Origin of the sequence: Amnibacterium sp. (assembly GCF_051956055.1) — a bacterium.
GTDB lineage: Bacteria > Actinomycetota > Actinomycetes > Actinomycetales > Microbacteriaceae > Amnibacterium.
Genome location: NZ_JBQCGC010000080.1, coordinates 1 through 26778, shown reverse-complemented (window position 1 = coordinate 26778; position 26778 = coordinate 1). Strand labels below are relative to the sequence as shown.

Sequence of the window (26778 nt, the reverse complement as noted above, 5' to 3'; positions counted from 1 at the left end):
GAGGTCACGAGCCCCCGAGTCCCGTTGCGGCGATGCCGTCGATGAAGCGCCGCTGCAGCAGCAGGAAGAGCACGAGCATCGGCAGGATCATGATGATGCCGGCGGCACTGATCAAGTTGTAGTTCTGCGTGAAGCCCTGCTGGAAGGTGAAGAACGCGAGCGACACCGGCTGCCGCTGCGGGTTCTGGATGAACGTCACCGCGAACAGGAACTCGTTGTAGGCGGACAGGCCGGTCGTGAGCGCGATCGTCAGGAATCCCGGCCAGGCGTTCGGCAGCACGATGCGGAACAGCAGCTGCAGCTCGCTCGCCCCGTCGACGCGGGCCGCCTCCTCGAACTCCCGCGGGATGCCGATCATGAACGACCGCAGCAACAGCGTCGCGAACGGCGAGAACAGCCCGCAGTAGATGATGATCAGCCCGAGCTGGGTGTCGTAGAGCCCCACCTTCGACCACATCGAGAAGAGCGGCACGAGGAACATCTGACCCGGCAACGAGCTGACGATCAGCACGTAGCTGATGAACGCGTTCGCACCGAGGATTTCGAGACGAGCGAGCGCGTACGCGGCGCAGCCCGCGACGAGGCACGTGAGGACGACCGTGCCGACCACGATGATCACCGAGTTGACGAGCCCGGCGCCCATGTTCGCGATCTGCCAGGCGTCGATGAAGTTGCTCCACTGCCAGCTGGTCGGCAGGCTCAGCGAGCTCGTCGCGTACTCGTTGGTCGTCTTCAGCGCGTTGAAGAAGAACAGCACGATCGGCCCCATCGCGAACAGCGCGAGGCACGTCAGGATCACGTAGGTGACGGGACCGGCGCCGCGGCGGGCGCCCCGACCGGTCTGCGCCCGGGCACGACTCCGCTCGGCGACCTTCGGCTGCGGCTGGGCGGTGACGGTCATATCTCCCACTTCCTCACGCGGCGGAGCACGAGGTACCCGACCACGACGATCGCGCTGATGAGCGCCATCACGACGCCGATGGCGGACGCATAGCCGCCCTGCAGGTTGCTGAACGCGTCCCGGTACAGCACGGTCGACAGCAGATCGGTCGAACCCGCCGGCCCGCCCTGGGTCAGCACGTAGACGTAGTCGAACGCGAGGAACGACCAGATGATCGTCATCAGCCCGAGGAAGGCGAACGTCGGGCGGATGCCCGGCAGCGTGATCGAGAAGAACTGGCGCGCAGGCCCGGCCCCGTCCATCTCCGCCGCCTCGTACAGCGAGGGACTGATACCACTCATCGCGGCGAGGAAGACGACGACGAGGAAGCCCCACCACGCCCAGTTGTTGACGAACTCGACCGACCAGAGCGCCAGGGACGGGTTGCCCAGCGGGTTGATGTGCAGCAGCGCGCCGATGCCCGACTGCGGGTCGAGGATGCTGCGCCAGATGGAGGCGTTGACCACGCTCGCGACGATGTACGGGATGAAGTAGAGGACCCGGAACACCAGCTGGAACCGGCGGATCCGGGTGAGCGCGTAGGCGCCGAACAGTCCCATCGCCATCGGGACGATCAGGAAGAAGATCGTCCAGAGGATGTTGTGCCACAGCCCGTTCAGGAACTCGCCGTCCCCGAGCAGCTTCGTGTAGTTCGCGATGCCGATGAACTTCGCGCCGCCGATGCCGGACCAGTCCGTGAAGGAGTAGTAGACGGACGACGCGGCCGGGATCAGCACCACGACGACGTTCACGAGGATCAGCGGCAGCATGAAGAGCCAGCCCGCGACCCTCCGGTCCTTCAGTCGGACCGCGAGCGGGCGGCGGCGGTGGAGGACCACCGACCGCCGCCCCGCCGCGGCCGTCACGAGGAGAGCCCGGCGCTCGGCTTCGGCGCAGTCGGGACGGCGCCTGCGGCGAGCTCCGGCGCGAACTTCGCCTGGATGCCGGCGAGGTAGTCCTGCACCGACAGCTTGCCGGTGATGACGTTCTCCCAGTAGTCGATCATGTACGTCTCCGTCTGCTGCGGGAAGAACGTCCACGTCGTGTAGCCGATCGACTTGGCGGTCGACAGCTGCGTGTACAGCTTCACGGTGCGCGGATCCGCCTTCGACCCGAAGTCGGAGGCGGACACCTGGATCGGCGGCATCTGGAAGTCCTTGTCGACGACCGAGGAGATGATCACCTTCTTGTCGGTGGTGAGGAAGTTCAGGAACGACACCGCGTCCTTCACGCTGCTCGAGTGGGCGTTCACGCCGGCCGACTGCCCGATGGCGAGGTCGAAGATGTCGTTCTTCGTCGCGCTGCCGAGGGAGGGGATCGTCGTCCAGTCCCAGGTCGCCGAGTTCCCCGCCGCCTTGCCGAAGTAGGGCGCGAGGTTGGAGAACTCCCACGTGCCGGAGATCATGCTCGCCGCCTGCCCGGAGGCGAGCTGCCGGTACACGACCGGGAACGTGTTCGTGAAGTAGTTCTGGACGCTGCCGCCGTACCAGCCCTTCTTGAACCACCCGGCGAGCTTCGTGAGCGCGTCGACGAACACCGGATCGGTCCACTTCGTCTTGCCCTGCAGGGCTGAGTAGACCGCTTCAGGGCCGGCGGCGTGGTTCAGCGCGATGACGAGGTGCCACTCGTTGGCACCCTTCCAGTCGGCGTTGCCCGCAGCGAGCGGGATCATGCCTTTGGCCTTCGCCTCCGTGTTGAAGTTCTCGAACTCGTCGAGCGTCGTCGGGGCGCTGAGACCGAGCTTCGACAGGGTTGCGGGGTTGTAGTAGTAGACCATCGACTCGTACGAGGTCGGCAGCGTGCGGAGCTTGCCCTCGATCCTCGACGCGTCGAGGGCCCACTTGGCGAACGCCGTGTCCCAGCCGTACTTCGAGACGTACTTGTCGAGGTCCTCGAGGTAGCCGGCCTTCGTGTACTCCGTCACGTTCGACGACGGTCCCGGGGTGACGATCACGTCCGGGCCGGATCCCGCCGCGAGCGCGGTCTGGATCAGCCGATCGATGGTGTTCGACGACTTGTTGCTCACCACGACCGTTCCCGGCCCCGGGTAGGCGGTCGCGAAGTGCTGCTTGAAGTACGTCACCTGACCGGCGTCGGAGAAGTTGTTCCAGAAGTTGATCGTGCTGCTGCTGCCGGATCCGCCGGAGCAGGCGGCGAGCAGGGCCGTGAGCCCGGCTGCGCCGGAACCCGCCAGCAGGGTGCGACGCGAGACGGTTGCGTCCATGAGGTGATCTCCCTTGATCGATGCGGTGTGGATGCAGGTCGGTGCGGCTCAGCCGCGGGCGGACTCCGCGAGTCGGACGGTGCGGTCCGCGAGGTCCGAGATCACGGAGTTGTCGAAGCCGAAGAGCGCGGACCGGGTGCGGTTCTCGAGCGGGTCGATGAGCCGCGCCGGGAGCCCGGCCGTCCCACTGAGGACGCCCGCGACGGAACCGACGGTCGCGCCGTTCGAGTCCGTGTCCCAGCCGCTCATCACGACCCGGCCGACCGCCGTGGTGAAGTCGCCGTCCGCCCAGAGGAGCGCGGCGACGACCGCCGCCGCGTGGTTGATGGTGTGCACCCAGGAGTAGTGCCCGTAGACGGCGCGGATGTCCGCGAGCGCCTCCTCCCAGGTCACGCGCTGCTCGTGCAGGGCGAGCACCCGCTGGATCGCCTCCGCGAGGCGGGACTTCGGCGGCACGACGGCGAGCGAGCGACGCACGGCCTCTTCGGCATCGGCCGACACGAAGGCCGAGGCCACGAGCGCCGCGGACCACATCTCGCCGTAGATGCCGTTGGCGACGTGGGACAGCGCCGCGTCCTGGTAGGAGCGGGAGGCGGCCCCCCAGGGGTCGCCGGCGTGGACGAAACCGAACACGTCGGCACGGATCAGGGCGCCGATCCACTCCCGGTACGGGTTCCGACGTGTGGCGGTGCGCGGCACCGGCACGCCCTCGACGAGGTTGATGTACGCGGCGCGCTCGGCCGTGTAGGTCTGCTCGATCGGCAGGAGGAGCTTCCACTCCCGGCCGACGTCCTCCGGGGTCAACCGGTCGCCGTACCGCTCCTGCAGGTGCAGGCAGAGGATCGCGTAGTCGATGTCGTCATCGCGGGCGGACCCGCGCACGTTGCCCCGCGTCGTCTGCGGCCAGTTGTCGCGGAACTCGAACTCGGCCGGCTGCGGGTCGAGCTTCACGAAGTAGTCCGTGAGGGGGTACGAGTCGGTGAGCCGGAGGTAGTCGGCGATGCGCTCGACCGTCCAGTAGTCGCCGAGCTCGACCGGCTTGCCGAGGTTGCAGCCGGCGATCCGCCCGAGCCACGCGGCGTGGATGCGGTCGGCGCGCCTGGCCGAGTCGACCGGCTCGGCTCCGGGCAGCTCACCGACCGCTGCTCGGATCTCCTCGAGCGGCGTCGGCTCCTCGAACGCCCACGGCTCGGTGCGCTCGGCGTCCTCCATCCGGTCCACGAGCGCGAGCACGGCTGCCCGATCGCTCGGGTCCGTCGCATTCGCCTCGGTCACGAGGTCGTCGACGTCGTAGCCGGTCTCCCGACGTTGCGCGACCTCGTCGGTGAGCAGGTTGCGGACGTCCAGCGGGTCGTAGCCGGCGCCCTGGTAGGCGGGGTCGAGCTCGACGCGGGCAGCGAGGTCGGTCATGAGGTGCTCCGTTCGGTGAGGGGTCGGTCAGGCGGAGGCGCGGCGGACCAGGTGGGTGCGCAGCGCGAAGCGCGCGTACGGGAGGTCCGGTCCTCCTTCGATGCGGCGGAGAAGAGCCCGTGCGCATGCGGCGCCCGCGGCGGCGGCAGGGTTCACGACGGTGGTCAACCGGGGGGTGACGAGGTCGGCGGTCTCGATGTCGTCGAAGCCGATCACCGCGACATCGCCGGGCACGCTCAGCTCCAGCGCCCTCGCCGCGTCGAGGACACCGATCGCGATGAGGTCGTTCGCGCAGAGCACCGCGCGCGGGCGTTGATCGAGTCGCAGCAGCGCCGTCGCCGCCGCAAAGCCGCCGTCGCGGGTGAACGGCGTGTGCAGCACCCAGTCCTCGCGCACCTCCAGGTCGAGTGCTCGAGCGGAGGCGCGGAAGGCGGAGAGCCGGGTCGTCCCCGGTGCGCGGCCGTCGGGGCCGCTGATGAAGCCCACCTCGCGCACGCCGCTCTGGGCGAGATGCTTCACGGCCTCGGCGATGCCGTGCGCGTCGTCCGACCCCACGACGTCGGCGACGGGTTCCGCGTCCAGGCCGGAGAGCAGCACCATCGGGAACGAGGGGCCCACGATCTCCCGGATCTCCCGCGGCGCGGTCGACAACGGCTGCATGACGACGCCGTCGACGCCGCGAGCGAGCATCTCCCTGAGCAGATCGCGCTCCGCGTCGGGTTCACCGTCGGTGTTGCCGATGAGGGTGACGTAGCCGGCCTCGGACACCCCGTCGTGGACGGCGCGGGCGACCGCCGGGTAGTAGGGGTTCGCGATGTCGGCCACGAGCAGCGCGATCGAGTGCGTGCGCTGCTTGCGGAGCCCGCTCGCGACCAGGTTCGGCCGGTAGTCGAGATCCGCGATCGCCTGCATGATGCGCTCGCGGGTCGCCTCCGACACCGCGCGCTTCCCGCTCAGCGCATGCGACACGGTCGTCGGGGACACCCCGGCGGCGGCGGCCACGTCGGCGATGCGGCGTGCTCGGCTCACGATCGCTCCTTCGCAAATCGATTTGCAGTTCCTGCGGATCGATCATGCGTCGCGCTCTCCGCGCTCGTCAACGACGCCACGGGAGCAAACGGGATTTGCTCGTTTGCGCTCATTTGCGCGCCTCGACGTGCGCGTCGACGTCGCCGCGCTCCTCGGACGCCTGCGGACGAGAGCGAGAAAGGTCCTCTCGTTCCCACCCCGGACGCGGTTCCGGTTCAGCGATGCTGGGCGCTCCCCGCAGCGGCGGTCAGCGGCCGAGATTATGGTTCGAACCGTGAACGCATCGGCACCCCTGCCCGCCGCGTTCGACGCGCCGCGCCGGATCTCCTTGGTCGACGACCATCAATTGGTCGGGCTCGCGCTCATCACCGCGTTCGCCTCCCGCTCCGACCTGCGGCTCGACGGGTCCTACCCCACCGTCGACGCCCTCCTCCGCGCCCAGCCCAGACCCGGGCTCGTCCTGCTCGACCTGCGGCTCGCGGACGGCACCTCCCCCGCAGGCAACGTCCGCCGCATCCGCGAAGCCGGCGGCGAGGTGCTCGCCTTCACCTCCGGCGAGGACGCCTACCTCGTGCAGGAGGCGCTGCGCGCCGAGGTGCTCGGCATCCTCCGCAAATCGACACCGGTCGAGATGATGACCTACGCCATCGGCCGCGCCGCCCGCGGCCTGCCCGTCATGACCAGCGAATGGGCACACGCCGTCGAGAACGACCCCCAGCTGCACGACGCCGCGCTCAGCCCGCAGGAGTCCCGGGTGCTGCAGCTGTTCGCGGACGGCGCCCGATCGCAGAGCGTCGCCGATGAGCTGCACATCACGGTCGGGACGCTCGAGGACTACATCCGTCGTATCCGTTCCAAGTACGCGCGAGCCGGGCGGCCCGCCCCCACGAAGATCGACCTGTACAAGCGAGCCGTGGAGGACGGGCTGCTGCCGGCGCCGGGGCGGGAATGAACCACGCCGTGGAGGACCGGGTCCTCCGCACGATCGGCGTGCTGTTCGGTGTCGGCGGCGCCGTCTTCGGCCTCCTGACCCTGCCCGTGATCCTCGCGCAGCTCGCCGTGACCCCGCCGGCCTGGACGGCAGCGGCGCTCGTCACCACCCTCGGGCTCCCGATCGCGCTCGGTGTGGTCGCGCCGTTCGCGCCGGCTCGGACGATCCGCGTGCTGGGCGGCTGCGTCGCGGTCACGCACCTGCTCGCGATCTTCACCGACATGTTCGTGGCCGTCCCGGACGGCACGGGCTCGCCGTGGGTACTGCAGCTGACCGCGATCGGCACGACCGGTGCCGCACTGGGGCTGCCGACCGGGCTCGTGGTCACGGACGTGCTGCTCACCGGCGTGCTGGTCTTCGCGGACCGGACCGTGACGACCTCCGCGCCGCTCGGGCTGATCCCCCTGCAGGACGCGGCTTTCGCGACACTGTTCGCCGCGGTGTTCGCGGCCCTCGCGGTCAGCGCGCTGCGCGCGGGCCGCTCCGTCGATCGAGCGGCCGACGGGGCGATGGCCGCCACCCGCGCCGCCCGAGACGAGCGGGTGCGGTCGGACGAGCGCACCCGGGTGAACGGCCTCGTCCACGACCACGTGCTCACCACCCTGCTCGTCGCCGCGCGCGGTGCCGCACCGACCACCACGATCGCGGAGGACGCCGCGGACGCCCTGCGACGGCTGCACCGGCTCGCCTCCCCCGACGACGACCACGAGCCGGCACGGGTCGGCGAGGTACTCGACCGCCTCCGGGCGCAACTCACCTCGATCGCCCCCGACGCCGGCTTCGTCGTCGAGGGCCATCGCAGTGAACCGGTCGAGGCACGGGCCGCCGCGGCGCTCGTCGGCGCGCCCGCCGCGGCGCTCCGGAACGCCAGGAAGCACGCGCCGGGGAGCGCCGTGGAGGTGCACGTCGCGCTCGACGAGGCACGGGTCGAGATCGTGATCGTCGACGACGGGAAGGGCTTCGTGCGGCGGGAGGTGCCGCCGAACCGGCTCGGCATCGTCACGAGCATCGAGGGGCGGATGCGGCAGGTGTGCGGGGCGGCCGACGTGCGCTCGCAGCGCGGGCGCGGGACGGCCGTGCGGCTGAGGTGGCCGGCGCGATGAGCCTCGAGACGTCGCTCGAACCGCCGCTCGGCACCCGGTGGGCGCGCGTGCTGCTCGTGGCGTTCGCGCTCGTGCACGTGCTCCTCGCGCTCAGCGCGGGACCGACACCGCTCCCCGTCACCGTGGCGGCGCTCGCCGCGATCACCGGCGCCGCGGCGATCCTCGTCCTCACCCCGGGACGGGTGCTGTCGGAGCGGGGCACCGCGGCCGTGCTCGTGCTCTCGGCGGCGGGCTTGGCCGCGGTCGTGCCATGGTTGCCGGCCGCCGGGTGGCCCGGCTACGCCGCGTGGCCGCTCGGAGCGGCGATGATCATCGCAATCGGCCTCGCGGTCCGGGGCCGGATCGGCGCCGCGTGGCTGCAGATGGCGGTCATGGCCGCCCTCAGCCTGGTGTGGTCGGCACGCGGCGGGGTGAGCCCGCTCGCCGGGATCGGGCTCGTCGACCGGCACGCCGGCACGCTGCTGCTCGGCACCCTGTTCGCCGTCGGGCTGCGCCGAACCGCCCGCTCGCACGACGAGCTGCTCGCGGTCCAGCGGGCGGAGATCCTCGAACGGGGCCGGGCGGAGGCGGAGCTCGCCGCGCGACGGGAGGTCGTCGACCGCGTGCTCGCGGAAGCCGGCCCGATCCTCACGCGCATCGCCGCGGGCGAGGAGTTCGACGACGAGGAGCGCGCCCGCATCGCCGCCGTCGAGGGGAACCTGCGCGACGAGATCACGCTGGGTCCGATCCTGTCAGAGCAGCTCGACCAGGCGCTGGAAGCGGCGCGGCAGCGCGGCCTCGACGTGCTGGTGCTGACCGAACCCTCCGTGCGGGATCTGTCGACGCCGGTGCGGATGCGGGCCGCGCAGTGGATCGCCGGACAGCTGGACCGCGCCGGGGGCGCCGAGTTCGTCGGCCGGGTCGTGACCCGCGGCCGGGACGCGCGGGTGAGCGCGACGGTCGGCGAGCACATCGAGGACCGGATCATCACCGAGGTCGACGACTGATCACGGGCCGCCTCCCGGGCGGTCTCCGCGTCAGCGCGGCAGGTGGATCGGGCGGCAGACGCTCACGATCGCGGTGACCTGCTCGAGCGCCCAGTTGCGCACGACCTGGATCGGCTTCGCCACGGAGGTTCTCCTTCATCGGGGACGGTGCGCTCATCCTGCGGTCGCCCCCCGGTCGGGGGGCGGAGCGACACGCCGGCGCGTCCGTCCTCACCTCGTCACGCCACCGTCCCCTCTGCAGGGGTTTGTTGAGAATGGTGCGCGCGCTCTCTACAGTCGAGGCGCTCGCGGGTGTTGTTCAACGGCAGAACCCCGATCTTCCAGATCGGATGCGCAGGTTCGACTCCTGCCACCCGCTCCATCTCTTCGCCTGCTGCTGTGCGGCGGTCGTGGCGGCGGCTGAACGGACTCGTCCTCCCGCGGTTTCAGGGCCGAGGCGGCCGGGCGACGAGCAGCACGCCGTTTCCTGCGAGTGCGAGCGCTCCCGCGCCGGCGGGCACGACCACGGTCGCGCCGCGCCGCAAGGTTCGGCCCGCGAGGACGACGTCGCCATGCTCCACGAGCGCGACCGCGAAGCCCGGGCCGAGGACGCTCTCGCCGTCGACAGGGCGTCGCTCGACCGAGAAGTACGGGGCTGCCTCCCTCGGCAGAACCGAGCCCGACGTCGTTCCGCGGGTGACGAGGGCTTCGAGCGCACGCTCGTCGAGCGACGCACGCGAGACGGCCTGAAGAGCGGTATCGAAGCCGAGGCCCAGATGCCCCTCCTTCGTGCCGTCGACGGCGAAGCCGCGCCACTCGAGGAGGATCGAGAGGTCCTCCGGCTCCTGCACCTCGAGCAGAAGGACACCCTCACCGATCGCGTGCAGCTGCCCCGCGGGCACGAAGACCGCGTCGCCGGGCGCCACCTCGATCGGGTTGAGGAGGTCGAGGAGCCGCGTCGTGGCCTGCTCGTCCACGAGGGTGCGAAGCTCCTCCTCTCCCACCTCCCGGCGCAGCCCGAGGTACACGGTGCCGCCCTGGAGGATCACCCACGCCTCCGCCTTCCCGTGCGCATGGCCGAGGTGCGCGGCGGCGAATGCGCCGTCCGGGTGGGCGTGCACCGGGAGGCGCTGACCCGCGTCGAGCAGCTTCGTCAGCAGCTTCGTGTCGGCGCCCCAACGCCCGACGTGCGCGTCGCCCAGCCAGCCGACGGGGTCCGCCTCGACCGCGACGCGGAGCGGTGTGCCGTCGGGCAGCATGGTCTCGCCGACGACGGGCTGCCCGAACACGTGCGTGGTGCTCGCGATCCAGTCCTCCGGCTCGTGGTCCTTCGCGGGCTCGTCCCCGCGGAGGTCGGTGATGCGGCGGCCGCCCCGGTAGAAGCGGTCCGCGGGCCGGTTCGACGGGAGGACGATCGGGGCGTTCGGCATGGAACTCCTTTGGTGGTGGTGGGCGGTCCAGCAACCCGGACTTGCGTCGAATCGGGGTTCGAGGCGGCGCGTGCAACCCGAATAGGGGCAAGTCTGCGCCCGGGGGAATCTGAGGATCGGGCGGTCTCGACGCTCGCTCCGCTTGCATCTCGGGGCTAGTCCCTCGAGAGACCGGTTCACCGTCGGCCTCGTGCCACTCGGAGTCCCCCTCACTCGACTGCGGGCTGCATCCTGGACCGCGGGTGACGATCGCACCGGGCGAGAGCAGGTTCGCCGGGCGGTCGCCGTCCGGCGCCTCGTCGTGCCTGCCGCTCACGGCTGCCGTGCTCCGCTCGGTCGCGCCGGGTCAGCGCGGCCGGGCCGCCCCGGGTCCCCGGGTCGCCGTGTGCTTCTGCGCAGGGTCGCGGTCACCGTCCGCACAGCGGATCCAGTCCGCAGAACCGGCAGCCTTCCGGTCGCAAGGCTACGCATCCGACTCGCTCGCAGACGGGGTGCATGCAGCGGCGTTAGCGTCGTCCGGTGCACGCTGGGGCGCGGACGCGACAAGCCACGAGCCGGACCGAGGACGGGACCGCAGCGGTCCGGCCGTCCATCGCTCCCGGCGCCTCGGTCGTGCTGCGGAGACCGTGGCGTCTGCGCGGGACGACCGCCATCGTGCGGCGGCGCGTGACGCGCGGCTGGGAGGTGGAGGTGCGGTCGCCCCTCGGCACCCCTCTGCATCTGACGCTGCCCGCTCGGGCACTGCGGGTGCGGTGAGCCGCTCGGGGTAGGTCGGGCGCGAGGTTCGGGGTGGCCTCGAGGCTCGCTCCGCTCGCACCTCGACCAGCGGAAGGAGAGCGGGCGGGCCGGGTCCATCCGGTCGTCGAGGTGCGAGCGCCAGCGAGCCTCGAGACCACCCCGGACGTCAGGCGAGGGCGGCCGTGCCGCACGCCGGGCAGGACCAGTAGGGCTCCCCACCCCGCGACTCCACCGCCTCCATCCGCGTCAAGCAGACGCCGCAGTTCGGGGTGTCGAGCCCGCGCTCGTCCGCGACGCGGTCCGTCGTCGCGGGCGGGCCGTCCCACCCCTCGCTGCCGCCGTCACGCACGGGGTCATGGTGGCGCATCCCACCGACGGCCGGGCCGGTCCGTTCAGGTCCGTTGCAGGAAGCGTCGGGCGCGCCAGCACCTCCTGAACGGCCGCCGAGAACCTGGTCGCGACATGCCCGGGGGATCCCGGGCATCTCGGCTGCCGAGAGACCGGTGACGCGTCATGCTTCGGCCGTCCCCATCGAAGTGCACCAGTCGCTCCCGGAGTCCGCCCGATGTCCCACGTCCCCGCGCCGCTCGTGGGACGCGCCTCGCTGCTGACGACGATCGCGCGGAGCGCCAGGGAAGGGCGTGGCCTGATCCTCACCGGCGAGCCCGGTTCGGGCGGCAGTCGGGTGCTCGCCGAAGCACACGCGGCCGCTCGGCGCGCCGGGCTGACGAGCGCCCGCCTGCTGCCCGCGCCCGGCGGGGCCGGGTACCGCGTGGGCGCGTTCCTCCGGCTCCTCGACCACGATGCGCTCGAGGCGCTCCCGGCGCGCGACGGCGGCGCGATCCGCGCCGCGACCGTCGGGCTCGGCCTCCGGGCGGTGTTCCTGGACGACGCCCACCTCCTCGACGACCATGCAGGTGAACTCGTCATCGACCTCGCCCGCGCGGGCACCGCGATCATCGCGAACGCCCCCGGCGTGAGCGGCATGCCGTCGGCACTGGAACGCCTCATCGCCGAGGAGCGGGCGAGCGCCGTACCGCTCGAACCGCTCGCGCACGACCACGTCACCGAGCTCGCCGCCCATCTGCTCGGCGACCCCGTCGACGGTGAGCTCGCCCTCGCGCTCGCCCTCGCCTCCGGAGGACGACCGCGCGCGCTCGCGGAGCTGATCGACGACGGCGTCGGCAGCGGCTCGATCCTGCACGCGGACGGCCTCTGGCACCTCGCCGCGCCGCTGCCCGCGCCCCGCACGCTGCGCTCCGCGGTGCTGGAGGCGTTCGCGGCGCTCTCCCCCGCGCTCCGCGGATGGGTTGCCGCGGTCGCTCAGGCCGGCGCGCTCGCCGACGACCTCGCCCGGCGCATCGCGTCGGCCGAATCCATCAGCGCCGCGGACGAGGCCGGCTGGACCGTCCGGGACCTCCCGCGTGGGGTCACCCGCATCGCCAGCCCGCCCATCGGGGCGGCGGTGCTCGGCTCGCTCGACGCGCGCGCCCGCGCCGCGGTGCTCGCGCGACTCGTCGCGGTGACCGAGTCGGTGAACCGCCCCCTCACCGACGAGGAGCGGGTGGCCCTCCTGTGCTGGCGGATCGAGCTCGGCATCCGGCCCGACGCCCGCGAGGCGCATGCGCTCGCGCTCCTCCCCGGCACCGGGTCGGCCGCGCGCGAGCAGCTGCTCCGGGCGGCGGTCGACGGCGGCCTGCCCGCTGACGCGGAGCTGGCCGACCACCTCCGGCGCACGCGGCGACCGCAGGAGGCGCTGCACCTCATCGACAGCGCGCTCCCCCGCGCGGCGACGGAGGAGGAGCGCGTCACCCTCGTGCGGGTCCGCGCGCTGACGACCGCCGTCATCGAGCGACGACCTGACGAGGCGCTCCGGACCATCGAGCAGCATCTCGACGGCGACAGCCCGCATCCCGACCTGCTGGCCGTGCGCAGCGCCGCGCTGCTGCTCGAGGGCCGGCCTGGCGAGGCCGCCGGGACCGCGGAGGGCGTGCTCGCGTCCCACTCCCCGTCCCCGTTCGCGACGGGGTTCGCGCTGATGCAGCTCACGCTGAGCCGCCGAGAGCTGGGGCTGCTCACCGGTGCGCTCGAGACCGCGGAACGCATCGCGGGGTTCGAGCACGTCGACCGGGCGTTCGCCGACAGCGCGACCCTCGTCGGGTGGCTGCCGCACGACCTCAGCGTGGCCGTCGGGGCGGAGACCGACCACGCCGATCGGCTCGAGGAGGAGCGCGAGCGGATCCCGCTGGCGCAGCGCGCGAACCGCTGCGCTCCCCTCTCCTTCACCCTCGCGGGCATCCATCTGCTGCGCGCGGATCCCGCGACGGCTGCGCGGCTGCTGCGCGACGCGGACGCGGGATCCGGGCCGTGGCGGGACGGCTGGCGCCCGCGGATCCTCGCCGAGCTCGTCATCGCGTACGCGCTCGCGGGCGAGCTCGACGACGCGGCGGCGACCGAGGACCGCCTCCGGCGCATGCACCGGCCTCCGGTGCAGCACGGCCGCGTCGAGCTCGCGCGGGCCCAGCTCGCCCACCTCCGCGGCGACCCCGACGGGGCGCGCGCGATCGCGGCGGCGGTCGCGCGCCGCGGCCGGGAGACCGGGCTGCTCCTCGACGCGTTCGACGGCGCCTTCGCGGGCATCCGGTACGGGGACGACGAGGCACCGCACCACCTCCTGGCGCTCGGCGACCTGCCCGAGGGCACCGGCCGCGACGCGCAGCGCGCGTACGCCCGAGCGCTGCTCGAGCGCGACGTCGCCTCGGTGGACGCGGCCGCCGTCGGGCTGTGGGAGGCGGGGCTGCGCCTGCACGCGATCGAGGCGACGATGCGCGCGATCGCGCTCGGCGCGGCCGACGCCTCGCCCCGGGTCGTCGCCTGGCTCGCCCGCACGCCGTCCCTCCGGCTGCCGGAGCTCGCCGACCGCCGCGCCGCGGGGCTCACCACCCGGGAGCGGGAGGTCGCGCTGCTGGCCGCGGCGGGCCTCTCCGACCGGGCGATCGCGACCGAGCTCGACATCACCCTGCGGACCGCGCAGACCCATCTCAGCCGGGCGCTCGGCAAGCTCGGCATCCACCGTCGCACCGAGCTGCCCGGGCTGGTGGTCGAGCCGTGACGCCGGCGGCGCGGCCATGAGCCTCAGCGGCCCGGCGCTCGTCGGGCGCACCTCGGCGCTCGACACCGTCGTCCGGAGGGCCGAGCACGGTCGCAGCAGCATCGTCACGGGCCCGACGGGCATCGGTCGCAGCCGGCTGCTCGTGGAGGCGGGCGTCCGGCTCGAGCGCGCGGGCCGGCGTGTGCTGCGAGCGACGGCCACCGCCTCCGCCGCCGCCGTGCCGTTCGGGGTGCTGCTCGGATTCCTCGATCGCGCGGTGCTGGCGCGTATGGCGCGGAGGACCCGCTCGGCCGCGCGGCGCTCGTGCGCAGCGGCGTCCGCGCGCTCGAACCGGACGCGGTGCTCGTCGACGAGGCCTCCCTGCTCGACCACGCGTCCGCCGCGTTCCTGCTCGAGCTGAGCCGGTCGGGGGTGGCCGTGGTGCTCGCCGTGACGAGCGGGCGGCGGGTGCCGGACGCGGTCCGGGCGATGGCCGACGACGGGGACGCGCTCACCGTCCGCCTCGACCCGCTCGACACCGACGGCTCCGCAGCGCTCGCCGCGGCGATCCTCGGCGGCCCCGTCGAGCCGGCGCTCGCCGTCGCGCTCGCCGCCGTCGCGGAGGGGTCGCCCGCCGCGGTGCAGGAGGTGCTGCGCGCCGCGCGGTCGGCCGCCGTGGTGCGGCTGGAGGAAGGGATGTGGCGACTCCGGGGCGTGCTCCCCGCGCCCGCGGCCGCGCGGCGCCTGGCCGCCGCCGAGTTCCGCGCCGCGCCCGCGGACGAGCGGGACTGGCTCGTCGCGGTCGCGGTCGCGCCGGAGGTCGCGGACGACGTGGCCGAGCGGCTGTGCAGCGACGAGGTGGCCGACGACGTCGAGCGCGCCGGGTGGACCGTGCACGACGACCGCGCCGGGGCGACGCGGATGCGGAGGGCCGCGCAGGCCGAGGCGGTGCTGCACGCCGCCGGGTCGCGGCAGCAGCGGACGACGCTCGGGCGCCTGCTCGAGGCGATGACCGACCTGCCGCGTCCGCTCACCGACCGCGAGCGCGTCGCGCGCGGCGCGTGGCGGCTGGAGCTCGGCCTGCCGGTGTCGCCCGATGAGGCGCTCGAGCTGGCCGCCCTCACTGCGCTGGCCGACCCGGACCTCGCCGAGCGGCTCCTCCGGCACGCGGTGACCGAGGGCGGGGGCGGCCCTGCCGGGATCGCGCTGGCGGAGCACCTCCGGCGCACGAACCGGCTCGACGAGGCGGTGCGGTTCCTCGGCGACGCGTCGGACGATGACGCGCAGGGCGCCGAGGCGGCGACGGTGCTCGCGCTCGTCACGGGCTTCGGCGCCGCCCGACCCGGGCACGCGCTCACGGTGCTCGACACGCATCTCGGTGCGCACGGCGACCGGGCCGATCTGCAGGCGGTGCGCAGCGGGCTGCTGCGCATCGAGATGCGGTACCCGGAGGCGCTCAGCGCGGCGGAGGCGGTGCGCCGCGGCCCGAGCGGGTTCGCCGCCGTGTTCAGCGGCATCACCGAGGCCCTGGTGCGGATCGAGCTGGGCGAGCCGTGGGCGGCGCTGGAGCTCGTCGAACGCCTCCGGGCCCCGGCGAGCGCCGCGGTGGACCGCCTACCGGAGGGTCCTGCGCTGCTCGACTGGCTGACGGGGTGGGCCCCGGCGACCGCCTGCCTCGACGTCGCGACGGCGGGCCCGATCGCGATCCGGCACTACGACCACACCCTCGAGGCCGGCCTACACACGGTCCGGTCGCCCTTCGCGCACCTGCTCGGCCTGGTGCGGACGCTCGAGGGCGATCTCGGCACCGCGATCGGCCTGCTGCGCGAAGCGGTCGGGCTGCCGGGGGCGTGGCGGGAGAGCCGCCGTCCTGTGGTGCTCGCCGACCTGGCGGTCGCGCTCGCCCGCGCCGGCGATGTCGCCGGAGCCGCGGAGGCGATCGAGCAGGCGCGGTCGGACGCGGTGCCGCCGTCGCAGCAGGGGCGCCTCCGGCTCGCCGACGCCGAGCTGCTTGAAGCGCGAGGTGAGCGCGACGCGGCCGTGGTCGTCGCGAGGGAGGTCGCGGAGCGCGCCCAGGCGCTCGGTGCGACGGTCGAGGAGTGGGACGCGCGGTTCGCCGGGCTGCGGTTCGGCGACCGCGCGGCCGCGGAGGCGCTGGGCGAGCTGCCGTCGTTGCCCGGGGTCGGGCGCGCGCTGCAGCAGGACCACGCCCGCGCGCTCGTCGGCGAGCGCCTGAGCGAGCTCGAGGCGACCGCGCGGCGCTACTGGGCCGCGGGGCTGCGGTGGTTCGCGGCGGAGGCGCTGGTCGATGCGATCCGGATCCGCGACGAGCAGGGGCTGCCGACGACCGACGCCACGGAGCGCCTGGCGAAGTGGACCGCGGAGGTGCCGTCGCTGCGGTCACGGACCCTCGGCGCGGATCCGGCGCCTCCGCTGACCGGTCGCGAGCGCGAGGTGGTCGCCCTCGCCGCGCGGGGACTGACCGACCGGGGCGTCGCCGAGGAGCTGGGGATCTCGGTGCGGACCGCGCAGACGCACCTGGCGAGGGCGTTCGCCAAGCTCGGCGTGCACCGGCGGACGGAGCTTGTCGGCCTGCTCGACGACGCCTGACGCGTCAGGAGGCGGCGCGGGCGCGGGGCTGCGGTGCTGGCGCCGCGCTCCGGAGCGCGAGGCGGCGACGGTGGTCGCGATCGGCGAGCCCGACGGCGCGGCCGATCACGAGGGCCAACACCACGGAGGCGAGCAGCCATGCGGCGAGGACGCCGAGCACGATTACGATCAGCATCCGGCACCTCCCCCAAGGTCGCCTCCACCCTCCTCGCCCGGCCCGCTTCGCGGCACCCCCAGAACGCGGCACCCGCTCCCCTTTCACGGATGAGGGCGCGGGCCCTTATCCGTGAAGGGGTCAGACCGCCGCGAGGAAGTCCAGGCTGCGGGCGATCTCGGGCAGGGCGTCGACCGGCGGGATGTTGAGGTGGCCGTGGAGCATCCCCTCCGCCACGGTCGTCTCGACCGCGACACCGCGGGAGGCGAGCTGCTGCGCGAACAGCTCGCCCGAGCTCCGGAGGTCGTCGAACTCGCTCACGACGATGCGCGTCGGCGGGTAGCCGGTCAGATCGGCGAGGCCCGGCGTCTCATGCGCCGGGATGTCGGTCACGCGCCCGAGGTAGGTCTGGAAGATCGCGAGCACGACCTGCGGGAAGAAGCGCAGCACGGGCGGGAGCGTCCGCAGCTCCGCCGCCACCGCGTCCTCCACCGCCGGGTGCGGGAAGTGCAGCGCGGGGTAGGCGAGCAGCACTGAGGCCGCGCGGCTCCCCTCCTCCTGCCGCAGCGTCGCGGCGGCGGCGAGGAACGCGCCGGCGCTCGCACCCCCGATCGCCGCCTGCGCGGGGTCGATGCCGAGGTCGTCGGCGTGCTCGAGCAGCCACGCCCAGGCCGCGGCGACGTCGTCGACCGGGATCGGGTGGCGCACCTCCTGCCCGGCGAGGCGGTACTCGACGCTCACGACGACGCCCCGGAAGCGCCGGGCGAGCTCGAGCGAGACGACGTGCGCCTCCGGCATGTCGAGATCGCCTGCGGTGAAGCCGCCGCCGTGCGCCCACAGCAGGCTGCGTCCGCTGCGCTCCCCCTCCGCGCGATAGACGCGCACCCGGATCGGCCCGTGCGGACCCTCGATCGTCGCGTCCTCGACGGCGACCGCGGGAGGCGTGTAGTCGCCGTACGGGGCACCGAACGCGAGGGCCGATTCGGGGATCGACTCGGCCGGGGTCCCCGGCGCGATATCGGCGATGAGTGGGAAGCGGGCGGCGATCAACGGATGCACGGGCACGGCTCCATCCTCCCGGTTCGCGCACCGAGCCCTCACCTGCCCGGGAGAATGGGGGCATGCGCCGATGGACTCTCGCGGCCGTCGCCGCCATCACCGTCGCACTCGCCTGCACGGGCTGCACCGCCTCCCAAGGCACCGCCGCGCCGCTCCGGACCCCGCCGCCCTCCGCCGCCGCGACCCCCTCCCCCGCGCTCACCGGGCCGCCCACCACGGTCGCGGTGCTCGGCGACTCGCTGTCCCGAGGCTTCAACGCCTGCGACCACTTCGGCGACTGCCCGTCGGTCTCCTGGGCGGGCGGCACCGATCCGAGGGTCGACAGCGTCGCGTCGCGGCTCGGCGCCCGGCTGCACGGGCGCGTGACGGTGAAGAACGTCGCGAAGTCCGGCGCCACGGTCGCCGATCTCGCGGCGCAGGTGCCCGCCGCGGCGGCGGCGAACCCGGACCTGGTCACGGTGCTCATCGGCGCGAACGACGTCTGCAAGGCGTCCCTCGGCGACATGACCTCGACGGAGCAGTACGCCTCGACCGTCGGCAGCGCGCTGCAGGAGCTCCAGACGCTCGCGCCCGGCGCCACGATCCTCGTCGCGTCGATCCCGGACGTGACCGCGATCGTCCCCGTCGCGGCGGGCAACCCGACCGCACGGTTCCTGTGGAGCCACGGCGGCTGCGCCACCGCTCTCGCCGATCCCCAGAGCGAGTCGACGGAGGCGGCGGTGCGGCGCGCGGCGGTCGCGGACCGGATCCGCGAGTACGACGCCGCGCTCGCGGGCGCCTGCGGCACGCTCCCCCGCTGCATCTACGACGGCGGCGCCCTGCACGGCTACACGCCCTCGATGAACCAGCTCTCGGCGCTCGACCGCTTCCACCCGTCGGTCGCCGGGCTCAAGGAGCTCGCCTCGATCGAGTGGAAGGCGCTCGTGCAGTCGCCACGCGCCGGCGTCCTCCTGCGCCGCTGAGCCCCGCTCAGGAGGAGCGGGAACCCGCCGCGAGCGCGACCATCGCGGCGCCGACGCGGTCGGCCGTGGCACGCACCTGACCGGCGGCCGCCCGGTGCTCCTCGATCCCGAGCCCGTGACCGTCGCGGATCGTCATCGGATCCTCGGGTTCCACGGGCCTACTCCACCAGTGCCGCTTCACCGGCTCGCCGGGCAACAGCGGCACGAGCCCGCGGACCGAGTGGAGCGCCCGAGCGAGTGCGGCGAGGTCCGCCGGCGGCTCCGCACCCCGCTGAGCGAGGACGCCGAGCAGCGCCTCCGCCTCCCGCAGGGTGAACACCTTCGCCTGAGAACCGGGTGCGGCCTGGACCGCGGCGGAGCGCTGCTCACGCTCCATCGTGAGGATCAGGTCGGCCTCGCGGACGAGATCGGCGGTCAGCTGCCGAGCGCGGTGCTCCGCTCCGGAGGCGACGTCGGCAGGATCGAGGTCCTCCGCGGAGACGGGGCACATGCCCTCCCCCTCGAGCGCCCTCGTCCCCGCGCTGGAGACCGCGACACCGGCGAACGCCGACCCGGCGAGCGCCCGCTGCAGCGTCCTCTGCGCGAGCGGGGACCGGCAGACGTTCGCCGTGCAGACGACGAGCAGCAGTCCGGATCCGCTCCCCGTCACGGCGCCATCGTGCCACGCGCGATCGGGACGGGGAGAGCCGGCGCGCGGCGCGGATGATCGCGGACGATCCGCGATCAGCCCGCTCAACACGCCGCGCACGCGGAATCACACGCTTGGAATTCCGCTGGTTCAGAGGCCGCTTGGAGGCGCCGCGATCGCCGGTTACGGTCGACCCACTCGCCGTGAGCACCTCCTCCGCTTCCCTGGAAAGGCCCGGTCCCCATGCGCATCTCCCCCCTCGCTTCGGCATGCCCGGAACCGTTCCGCCACACGACCGGAGCAGCCTGATGGGCCGCCACAGCGCCCCGGTCGCCGTCGACGCGAGCGCGGACACCGGGGCCGCGATCGGTCCCGTGACCGACCCGCGGCTGTTCGACCGCCCGCTCCCGGCCGCCCCGGCGCGAACGGAACGCACTCAGCAGCATCCGGCGCCCGGCCCGCACCCGCGCACAGCCGCGCACCAATCGGTCGAGCACGCGCCCCTCGTCCGCACGCCGGCGCGGCTGGGGGTCGGCCAGCCGTCCGACATCCGCACGCCCTCCCCGCGTCCCTTCGAGCCGGTAGCCGTGCGTGGAACGGCCCCGCGCGCCGCCGCGCCGCTCGTCCCCCATGTCGCCGGCACCTCCCTGCTCGGACTGCCGCGGCCGGACGGGCACCCGACGCAGCGCTACGTCCGGACCGGCCCGATCCCGGTCGAGCCGACGCTTCCGACGAAGGCGCCGACGCCCTTCACCCGCAAGCGCGAAGCCGCGCTCGCCGCTGCGGCGCTCGCCGTCGTCGGCGCGATGTCGGGTGCTGCTGCCCTGCTGCCCTCCGGGGCGTCCAACGCGAACGCCGCGACGAGGATCGACCCGGTCAGCGCCCCGATCCCGCGCTCCTCCGGCGGATCGTCGAACAGCGCATCCGGTCTGAACCCGCAACAGCTGAAGCACGCGATGCGTGCCCACCACAGCACCCGCTCGAGCGTCGGGGGCGCGACGCTCGCAGACGTGGTGCGGACGAACGCGACAGCGCGCGCCACCCCGCCCGCGACCGCTGCTGCCACCGCGCGTCCGTCGACGTCGGCGCCGCCCTCCGCGTCGCCCAGCCCGTCCGCGTCCTCCTCCCCGGCGGCGGCCTCGACCGTGAGCTCCACGAGCCCGCTGGGGTCGCTGCCCGCGCTGATCGGTGCGCTGCCGCTGATCCCGTCCGCCCTGCTCGACGGCACCTACACGCTCAGGGACTTCCTGGTCCAGAGCTCCGGCTCGGTGATCGCCGGCGGCAGGCTGCGCGGTGCGGGCGTGGGGAGGACCGTGGTCGAGATGCAGAAGGACTCCTCGACGAAGGCGAGCTCGGTGCCCGGGAACGGGAACAACCAGGGCGGTCTCGCGAACCCGGTCAATCCGCTGTACCTGCTGCGCGGCGTGAGCGACCTGGAGGACGTCACCATCCAAGGCACCGAGCAGGGGCACCTCTACAACGGCGTCTACATGACGGGCTCGAGCCCGACCATCAAGCACGTCCAGGTGAACGACATCCCCGGCAACTCGAGCGCGAACCCGGGCGAGACCTTCGCGATCGGCGTCAACCGCGCCTCCGGCACCGCCACGGTCGACGACCTCACCATCAACGGCGGCACCGGCTCGCTCGCCAGCGCGGCCGGCCTGGCGATCAACAACTCCGCCGCGAACTGGAACATCGACAACCTCACGACGAGGAACCTGCGCTACTCGGCCGGGATCGCGCTCTGGCAGGTGCACGGCACGTTCAACATCCGCAACTGGACGCAGTCGGGAGGCGCCAGGAGCCTCGGCGCCGAGCGGATGGCCGGCACGGTCAACCTCTACGACCCGAAGTGGTCCGCGGGCACGATCGGCCACGACATCACGTACACGTGGGACGGCGGCTACACGGGCGGGAGCATCAACTTCTACTACAGCTCGGCGTCGCAGGTGCCGAACCGGAAGATCCAGATCCTCACGAACAAGGCCGCGGGCATCGCGAACAGCGTGCACGTCTACATCGGTGGCGTCGAACAGAACGCGAGCAACTACGTCACCGTGAACTGATAGGGGCGCCCCGACCGGGCGTCGTCGGCCCGCGGAGGCGGGGCGTGCGGGTCGCGCCTCCTGCCGCTAGCCTCGGCGGACCGTGAACAGAAGCGCCGTCGGGGCGATCGCCGCGCAGGGCGCCCAAGCACTCGCGAGCTTCCTGCTGCAGATCGCGGTCGCCAAGACGCTCGGCATCAGCGCACTCGGCGCATTCGGGATCCTCTACGGAGTGGTGGTGCTCGCCTCCGGGACCATCACCGGGTTCGTCGGCGATTCGCTCGTCGTGCTCGATCGCCGCGCGAGGCGGATCCGCGCGGCGCTCGAGCAGTTCGCCCTCCTGATCGCCCTGGGAGCCGGTGCGCTGGCCGCCGTCGTCACGACGGCCCTCCGGTTCACGACCCCGGTCGAAGGCGTCCTGTTCGCGCTGGCGACCGCGGCGTTCTGCCTCGAGGAGGTGGTGCGGCGCACCCTGATGGCGAACCTCAAGTTCTGGCGGGTCGCGACGATCGACTCGGTGGGGCTCGTCGTGACCCTCTCGATCGTCGCCGTCCTCGCGATCGGCCCCGGGCTGCAGCTGGCATCGTTCCTCGGTGCGCTCGCGGTCGGCCAGACGGTCGCGCTCCTGGCGGGATTCGCGGTGATGCCGAAGGAGGACCGCTTCCTGGTGCCGCCGACGGCCGGAGGGCGACGCGCGGTCGCAGCGTACGGCGTGTGGCGGTCGCTGCAGCAGTTCCTGCGACCCGCACTGCTCACCGCGGTCCGCACCACCGTCGTCGTCGTCGTCGGCCTCGCCGCGACCGGCCTGCTGGAGGCCGCGCGCACCTACACGGCGCCCGCGCTGCTGCTCGTCAGCGGGCTCTCCTCCTACCTCTTCGCCTCGTTCGCGCAGAACCGCGACGTCGACCTGCGGATCACGCTCCGGCGAGCGGATCGAGCCGTGTTCGCCCTGCTGGCGTTCACCGCGGCGATCGGCGTCGTCGCCGTCGTGCTGCTGCCGTTCGTCGGCCGTACGCTCTTCTCGGCGCAGCCCGACCTGCGGGCGGTCATCGGCTGGCTCGCGTACACCGCCTCCGTCGCCGCGGTCACGCCGTACGGCGCCCTCGCAGCCGTGAGCGGAGGTCAGGCCGCGGTCTTCGCGGTCCGCGCTGCGGACACCGTCGTCTCGCTCGCCGCGGTCGTCGTCGGGCTCCTGCTCGGCATGGATCCTGCGTGGTCCGCTGCCCTGCTCGCGATCGGGTCACTCGGCGGCGGCGGCGTGCTGCGTCAGACGGCGTCGCGGCGGGCACGCAGAGCCATGAGGGGCGAGCCCGCCCCTGCGACGATGGCAGCCCATCGCGTTTGAAGCGGTGCGGCTCCAGCCACGTGCTCGGATCGGTCCGGGCGCATGCCGCTGGCGCGTCGACGGGCGGCACGCCCGGTCCGACTGCAGGATGTGGGAGTGAGGCACCAGCGGAATCGGATCCACCGTTGGATTGGAGCGACGCGACGACGCCTTGCGCCTGCACTCGTCGCCACGACGGCGGTGCTGATGCTGCCGCTCGCGGGTTGCACTGCGCAGTCCTCGCCCGGGCCCGTGTCGACCTCGGTGCACGCCGCGCCAGTTACCGAGGTGCCCACGCCGGCTGGAGGCATCGACCTCGTGACCGCTTCCTGCCCCACCAACGCGAAGACCGCGACGAGCGGGAACGCCGTCACCGGGACCGTGTACTACGACAAGAATCAGAACGGGCGCCAGGACCCGGGCGAGCCCGGACTCGCAGGCATCCCCGTCTACCTGTCGAGCGGTCCCGACTCGATGACGCCCGGCGTCGAGAAGTCGATCTCCACCTGCACGGGGAAGGACGGTCGATTCACCCTGCTCCCGAAGGACAAGTACAACGGCTTCCGCGTCTTCATCCGCACCGGATGGTTCCGTACGCAATGTCCCGGGCTGACCTGCGCCCCGGGGGGTCCTGGTGACAACGTGGCCGCGGGACCGGAATGGATCTACTCGGAGGTGCTCACCGGCCGCGCGGGCCACCACGTGAACGCCGGGCTGATCCCCGATGCGGGCCAGTACGTGGTCGACATCCACTCGAAGCACTACTCGACGTATCCGCCGACGCTTGCGAAAGCGCACCCCGTCGACCTCGCCGCCCGATTCACCGACGACGAGACGTCGAACTGCCGCACGACGACGAACGGCGTCAGCTGCCACATCGGCCAGTTGATGGGCCAGACGTTGTACATCGCGAACTCCGGGCTCACCCCGGTCTCGGGCATCAAGGCCGTCATGCAGCTGCCCTGGGGCGAGCGCCACAAGTCACTGCAACTGCTGCGGACCGGTTCGTCGCCCGGAATCACCGGCGTGACCGACATCAAAGTCGTCCCCGCCAAGGGACCGCGCAAACAGGGAACCGCCGCAACCGCGGACAACTACACGACGATGACGTTCACGATCGAAGGCACCGTTCCGCCTGCGGGTCTGATCGCCGTCCTCTCGCTCGACGAGCTGGCTTCCGGCACCCCGGGGACGCAGATCGTGGGTCACGCGGGGATCACCGCAGAGGCGAACGCGTCATCGGATCACGACTCGGCCTTCTGCACCGCCCCAGCACTGCCCCAGTCGTGCGGCCACATCCAGAACACGCATTCGTTCCTCGACCTGTCGGGCGACGACAACGACAGCGACCGCTTCAACGTGCTCGCCCCGTAGGTCCGCTGCGGCGCGGCACCAACGGGATGAGCAGACCGCTCAGCGCGCGGAGACCGCCTGAGCGGTCGACGGAACCGAGTCGATCGGCTGCATTCCGCGCGCTGAGTCGGCTGAGCGCTGTGCTCGGCGCCCCGGCCACACCGCGGTGGCGATGATGAAGAAGAGCACGAATGTCGCGCTCGAGTCGATGAGCCCGTTCTCGACGACGCTGCGGATGAGCAGCGTGACCACGAGCGGGAGCGCCCAGGGACGTGCCGGTCGCGAGCGCACCACGAGGACCAGCGTGCCGATGGCGAACACCGCGAGGAGGACAGTTCCGAGGACACCGTCCTGCGCCAGCGAGGAGAACCAGCTGCTGTCGAAGACCTGCGTGGCCCAGTACTGGTGGGTCACGTGGATGCTCTTCATCGAGAGTCCGTGCCCGAGCCACCACGAAGCCTCATCCTTCGGCAGCGCCAGCACGGCGTTCCAAGCAATGGTCCGCGAGTTCAACGAGAGCAGGCGGCTGATCCCCTCCCCGCGCAGAACCAGCGCCGAGAGCAGGGGCGTGACGGAGAGCAGCGCGACCAGAGCGGCCAAGCCGACGACGACACCGATGACGACGACACGCTTCACGCGCCCCGAAACGAACAAGGCGACCAGTGCGCCGATCAGCAGCATGGCGAGCGCGGTGCGCGAACCGGTGAACCCGATGAGGACGGCGAGCACGACGACGCCGAGCACGGGCCACAGACGCAGGCCCCGTCGCATGAGGAGCGCGAGCAGACCGATCGCGGGCGGCAGCAACAGGCTCGCGAGCTCATTCGGCTCGAGCGCGGGGATCCCGCCGCCCAGCCGGCCGGCTTGCGTCCCAGTGTGACGGATCGAGCCAATGCCCGTCACGGCGGCGAACAGGCCTACCGCCGCCATTGCGGCGAGCAGGGTGGCGACGGCGGTCTCCGTCGAAGCCCCCGCGAGAACGAGCAGCGCAGTGGCTCCGAGGATCACGATGCGGACGGCGAGCACGGCGTTGGGGACGACCGCCCCCAAGGTGAAGGCGCCGACCACGGAGATCACGACGATCAGGCCCACGATCACCGCGGGAAGCAGGCTGAGCGGGCGGCGGACCGCGGACGTCCGCCAGAACAGGAACGCCGCAGCGAGCGCGACGACCGCGATGACGGCCTTCAGCACGACGGTCGAGTCGAGGCCGCCGCTGTACAGCACACCGCGACGCCACGAGACCACGCTTGCGAGGACGAGGAGCCAGATGCAGAACGCGGCGATGTCGCGACGGTGCCGGAAGAGGATCTGCGTGATCCCGGTCGGGTTCGGCGAGGTGCTCGGGAGGGGACGCGAGCGGGCGCGTCCGTCAACGACGGGGTTCATTGAAACGGGTCCATTCAATGGGGTGATCGACGCATGGGTGGGCGCCGAGAAGGGGTTGTGCCACGCTATGGGAGGCGTCTCCTCGGAGCCAGAGCACCCGCGCCCCCCGTTGTGGGCGGAACGCAGACCCAATGCCCGGGAAGGACGAGCCGCCGATGTTCCTCAGGGTGTGGAGCGCCGGTCACGCACCCGCCGCGACGACGTCGGAGCACATGACGCCACGGGCTCCAAGGCCTACGACGCGGTCCCGCCCGGCCTGTGTGCTGATGACATGACCGATGACCGGCTTGCCGGTCGAGGTGACGAGCTTCCACTGCTCCGCGGTCGCCTCCTGGTTGAGTCCGATGAGGTCCCAGTCGGCCAAGGTCGTGCTGAAGATGTCGCTCGTGGGCGGCAGGTCCTTCCCGTAATAGAACCCCCACGATCGGATGCCCGACGTCTTGGCGAGCCGGGGCCAGGTGACGTTCGACGCCTCGGACTTGGCGATGACGGTCTGCCGCGCAGTCGGAACTCGCCCCTCGATGGTGGCCAGCAGCTGCGGGTAGTGATGGGGATCGACAGCCTTGGGGTCGATGAACAGGACGTTGGATGACCCGAAGCGGTCGAGGAAGCCGTGCAGATCGAGGTAGGGACGGTCTGGCTGCCCCGGGCTCGTCGTGGCCTTCGCGGAGATGCGGTGCTGCTGCACCTCCTTCCAGGTGTGCTCTGCCGCCAAGAAGCCTGTGGTCCCGGACAGTCGATCGAGCGTGCCGTCGTGCAGGCCGAACCAGACACCGTCGATCGTGCGGGATACGGAGAACTCGAGCACCCGGAGCCCCCTCGCGACGCACTGCTGATAGGCGTACAGCGACTGTTCCGGCCAGTCGTTCTCGCTGCCCCGGTGGGCGACGAAGAACGGCTTCTGCGCGAGCATCGCATCGACCGTGAAGGATCGGGCCGGGAGGTTCGCAGCAGCGATCGCGGCGGCGCCGGCGAGTGCAGCCGCGCTCACGCCGCCCGCGAGCAGCGCGCCGCGTCTCGTGATCCGTCGACGCCCTGCCTCACCGGCGCCGTTCGCCGAGTCCTTCATCGTCATGGGCGCTCCTCTCCGGCGGCCGAGGCCCGATCCGTGCTTGTGGAACGCAGACCATTCCGACCGTATCGGCTCCGCCTCCTCGAGCAGGCTCGCCGGACCACCCCTTTTCGCGTGCACGCGTGCTGCGGGCGCCCCTCAGCGAGCATCCGGCCAGGTGGGAACAGGGGGCGTCGATCGAGAGCGCGGCCGGGGGGCGCCCCCCCCCGCGGGCGCCCCCCCCGGGCGCGGCACTTAGCCGGGTGCCCCCCCGAGGTG

General features: G+C 72.7%; 22 protein-coding genes and 1 tRNA gene. 11 read left to right on the top strand and 12 right to left on the bottom strand.

Annotated features, from left to right (window positions below):
- Nucleotides 1–4 precede the first annotated feature (4 nt).
- From ACTHLI_RS11580 to ACTHLI_RS11560, 5 genes are read right to left on the bottom strand one after another with little or no spacing between them, the layout of a single operon-like run.
- Nucleotides 5–901 carry a carbohydrate ABC transporter permease gene (locus tag ACTHLI_RS11580; protein ID WP_440183704.1) on the bottom strand — a complete coding sequence of 299 codons (897 nt, stop codon included), beginning with the start codon at nucleotides 899–901 and terminating at the stop codon, nucleotides 5–7.
- On the bottom strand, nucleotides 898–1806 hold the full coding sequence (locus tag ACTHLI_RS11575) for a carbohydrate ABC transporter permease (protein WP_440183703.1): 909 nt from the start codon (nucleotides 1804–1806) through the stop codon (nucleotides 898–900). The genes ACTHLI_RS11580 and ACTHLI_RS11575 overlap by 4 nt, the downstream gene beginning before the upstream one ends.
- The gene (locus ACTHLI_RS11570) at nucleotides 1803–3164 is read right to left on the bottom strand and encodes an ABC transporter substrate-binding protein (RefSeq protein ID WP_440183702.1); all 1362 of its coding nucleotides are present in this window, start codon (nucleotides 3162–3164) and stop codon (nucleotides 1803–1805) included. The genes ACTHLI_RS11575 and ACTHLI_RS11570 overlap by 4 nt, the downstream gene beginning before the upstream one ends.
- Before the next feature lie 48 nt (nucleotides 3165–3212).
- On the bottom strand, nucleotides 3213–4574 hold the full coding sequence (locus ACTHLI_RS11565) for an ADP-ribosylglycohydrolase family protein (protein ID WP_440183701.1): 1362 nt from the start codon (nucleotides 4572–4574) through the stop codon (nucleotides 3213–3215).
- Nucleotides 4575–4601: 27 nt separating this feature from the next.
- Complete coding sequence (locus tag ACTHLI_RS11560; RefSeq protein WP_440183699.1) at nucleotides 4602–5603, bottom strand: LacI family DNA-binding transcriptional regulator; 1002 nt, start codon at nucleotides 5601–5603, stop codon at nucleotides 4602–4604.
- 274 nt (nucleotides 5604–5877) lie between these two features.
- Between ACTHLI_RS11560 and ACTHLI_RS11555 the strand changes: the two genes are divergently transcribed.
- The 4 genes from ACTHLI_RS11555 to ACTHLI_RS11540 all read left to right on the top strand — a co-directional run bounded on the left by ACTHLI_RS11555 (nucleotide 5878) and on the right by ACTHLI_RS11540 (nucleotide 9044).
- On the top strand, nucleotides 5878–6555 hold the full coding sequence (locus ACTHLI_RS11555; RefSeq protein ID WP_440183698.1) for a LuxR C-terminal-related transcriptional regulator: 678 nt from the start codon (nucleotides 5878–5880) through the stop codon (nucleotides 6553–6555).
- A gap of 8 nt (nucleotides 6556–6563) precedes the next feature.
- On the top strand, nucleotides 6564–7697 hold the full coding sequence (locus ACTHLI_RS11550) for a sensor histidine kinase (protein WP_440183697.1): 1134 nt from the start codon (nucleotides 6564–6566) through the stop codon (nucleotides 7695–7697).
- Complete coding sequence (locus ACTHLI_RS11545) at nucleotides 7694–8683, top strand: hypothetical protein (protein ID WP_440183695.1); 990 nt, start codon at nucleotides 7694–7696, stop codon at nucleotides 8681–8683. Before ACTHLI_RS11550 ends, ACTHLI_RS11545 begins: the two co-directional genes overlap by 4 nt.
- A gap of 287 nt (nucleotides 8684–8970) precedes the next feature.
- Nucleotides 8971–9044, top strand: a tRNA-Gly gene (locus tag ACTHLI_RS11540).
- Between the two features lie 64 nt (nucleotides 9045–9108).
- Here the strand turns inward: ACTHLI_RS11540 and ACTHLI_RS11535 are convergent.
- Together ACTHLI_RS11535 and ACTHLI_RS11530 are read right to left on the bottom strand one after the other, a co-directional pair.
- On the bottom strand, nucleotides 9109–10092 hold the full coding sequence (locus ACTHLI_RS11535; protein WP_440183694.1) for a class I mannose-6-phosphate isomerase: 984 nt from the start codon (nucleotides 10090–10092) through the stop codon (nucleotides 9109–9111).
- Nucleotides 10093–10996: 904 nt separating this feature from the next.
- Nucleotides 10997–11179: a hypothetical protein gene (locus tag ACTHLI_RS11530; protein ID WP_440183692.1), complete on the bottom strand. Its 183-nt coding sequence runs from the start codon at nucleotides 11177–11179 to the stop codon at nucleotides 10997–10999.
- Between the two features lie 216 nt (nucleotides 11180–11395).
- Here ACTHLI_RS11530 and ACTHLI_RS11525 point away from each other — a divergent pair, with 216 nt between their 5' ends.
- Genes ACTHLI_RS11525 through ACTHLI_RS11515 form a run of 3 tightly spaced genes read left to right on the top strand, consistent with a single transcriptional unit; the run spans nucleotide 11396 to nucleotide 16531 of the window.
- On the top strand, nucleotides 11396–13942 hold the full coding sequence (locus ACTHLI_RS11525) for a LuxR C-terminal-related transcriptional regulator (RefSeq protein WP_440183690.1): 2547 nt from the start codon (nucleotides 11396–11398) through the stop codon (nucleotides 13940–13942).
- 16 nt (nucleotides 13943–13958) lie between these two features.
- Nucleotides 13959–14342, top strand: coding sequence for a hypothetical protein (locus tag ACTHLI_RS11520; protein ID WP_440183688.1), 384 nt, complete (start codon nucleotides 13959–13961; stop codon nucleotides 14340–14342).
- A complete protein-coding gene (locus ACTHLI_RS11515) occupies nucleotides 14246–16531 on the top strand; it encodes a LuxR C-terminal-related transcriptional regulator (protein WP_440183686.1) in 2286 nt (761 codons plus the stop codon). The genes ACTHLI_RS11520 and ACTHLI_RS11515 overlap by 97 nt, the downstream gene beginning before the upstream one ends.
- Nucleotides 16532–16535: 4 nt before the next feature.
- Here the strand turns inward: ACTHLI_RS11515 and ACTHLI_RS11510 are convergent, their stop codons facing one another.
- Together ACTHLI_RS11510 and ACTHLI_RS11505 are read right to left on the bottom strand one after the other, a co-directional pair.
- Nucleotides 16536–16706, bottom strand: a complete 171-nt coding sequence (locus ACTHLI_RS11510) for a hypothetical protein (RefSeq protein WP_440183684.1) — start codon at nucleotides 16704–16706, stop codon at nucleotides 16536–16538.
- Nucleotides 16707–16826: 120 nt separating this feature from the next.
- Nucleotides 16827–17750 (bottom strand): alpha/beta hydrolase, encoded by a 924-nt coding sequence (locus ACTHLI_RS11505; RefSeq protein WP_440183682.1) that lies wholly within the window; start codon nucleotides 17748–17750, stop codon nucleotides 16827–16829.
- A gap of 56 nt (nucleotides 17751–17806) precedes the next feature.
- On the opposite strand from ACTHLI_RS11505, the gene ACTHLI_RS11500 reads away from it, so the two are divergent.
- On the top strand, nucleotides 17807–18706 hold the full coding sequence (locus ACTHLI_RS11500; protein WP_440183681.1) for a GDSL-type esterase/lipase family protein: 900 nt from the start codon (nucleotides 17807–17809) through the stop codon (nucleotides 18704–18706).
- A 7-nt stretch (nucleotides 18707–18713) separates the two neighbouring features.
- Here the strand turns inward: ACTHLI_RS11500 and ACTHLI_RS11495 are convergent, their stop codons facing one another.
- Complete coding sequence (locus tag ACTHLI_RS11495; RefSeq protein WP_440183679.1) at nucleotides 18714–19355, bottom strand: arsenate reductase/protein-tyrosine-phosphatase family protein; 642 nt, start codon at nucleotides 19353–19355, stop codon at nucleotides 18714–18716.
- 566 nt (nucleotides 19356–19921) lie between these two features.
- Here ACTHLI_RS11495 and ACTHLI_RS11490 point away from each other — a divergent pair.
- The 3 genes from ACTHLI_RS11490 to ACTHLI_RS11480 all read left to right on the top strand — a co-directional run bounded on the left by ACTHLI_RS11490 (nucleotide 19922) and on the right by ACTHLI_RS11480 (nucleotide 24080).
- The gene (locus tag ACTHLI_RS11490; protein WP_440183678.1) at nucleotides 19922–21403 is read left to right on the top strand and encodes a hypothetical protein; all 1482 of its coding nucleotides are present in this window, start codon (nucleotides 19922–19924) and stop codon (nucleotides 21401–21403) included.
- An 82-nt stretch (nucleotides 21404–21485) separates the two neighbouring features.
- On the top strand, nucleotides 21486–22727 hold the full coding sequence (locus ACTHLI_RS11485) for a hypothetical protein (RefSeq protein ID WP_440183676.1): 1242 nt from the start codon (nucleotides 21486–21488) through the stop codon (nucleotides 22725–22727).
- A gap of 297 nt (nucleotides 22728–23024) precedes the next feature.
- Complete coding sequence (locus ACTHLI_RS11480; RefSeq protein ID WP_440183674.1) at nucleotides 23025–24080, top strand: hypothetical protein; 1056 nt, start codon at nucleotides 23025–23027, stop codon at nucleotides 24078–24080.
- A gap of 39 nt (nucleotides 24081–24119) precedes the next feature.
- On the opposite strand, the gene ACTHLI_RS11475 is transcribed toward ACTHLI_RS11480, so the two are convergent.
- On the bottom strand, nucleotides 24120–25448 hold the full coding sequence (locus ACTHLI_RS11475; protein WP_440183673.1) for an O-antigen ligase family protein: 1329 nt from the start codon (nucleotides 25446–25448) through the stop codon (nucleotides 24120–24122).
- 181 nt (nucleotides 25449–25629) lie between these two features.
- A complete protein-coding gene (locus ACTHLI_RS11470) occupies nucleotides 25630–26523 on the bottom strand; it encodes a glycerophosphodiester phosphodiesterase (RefSeq protein WP_440183671.1) in 894 nt (297 codons plus the stop codon).
- Nucleotides 26524–26778 lie beyond the last annotated feature (255 nt).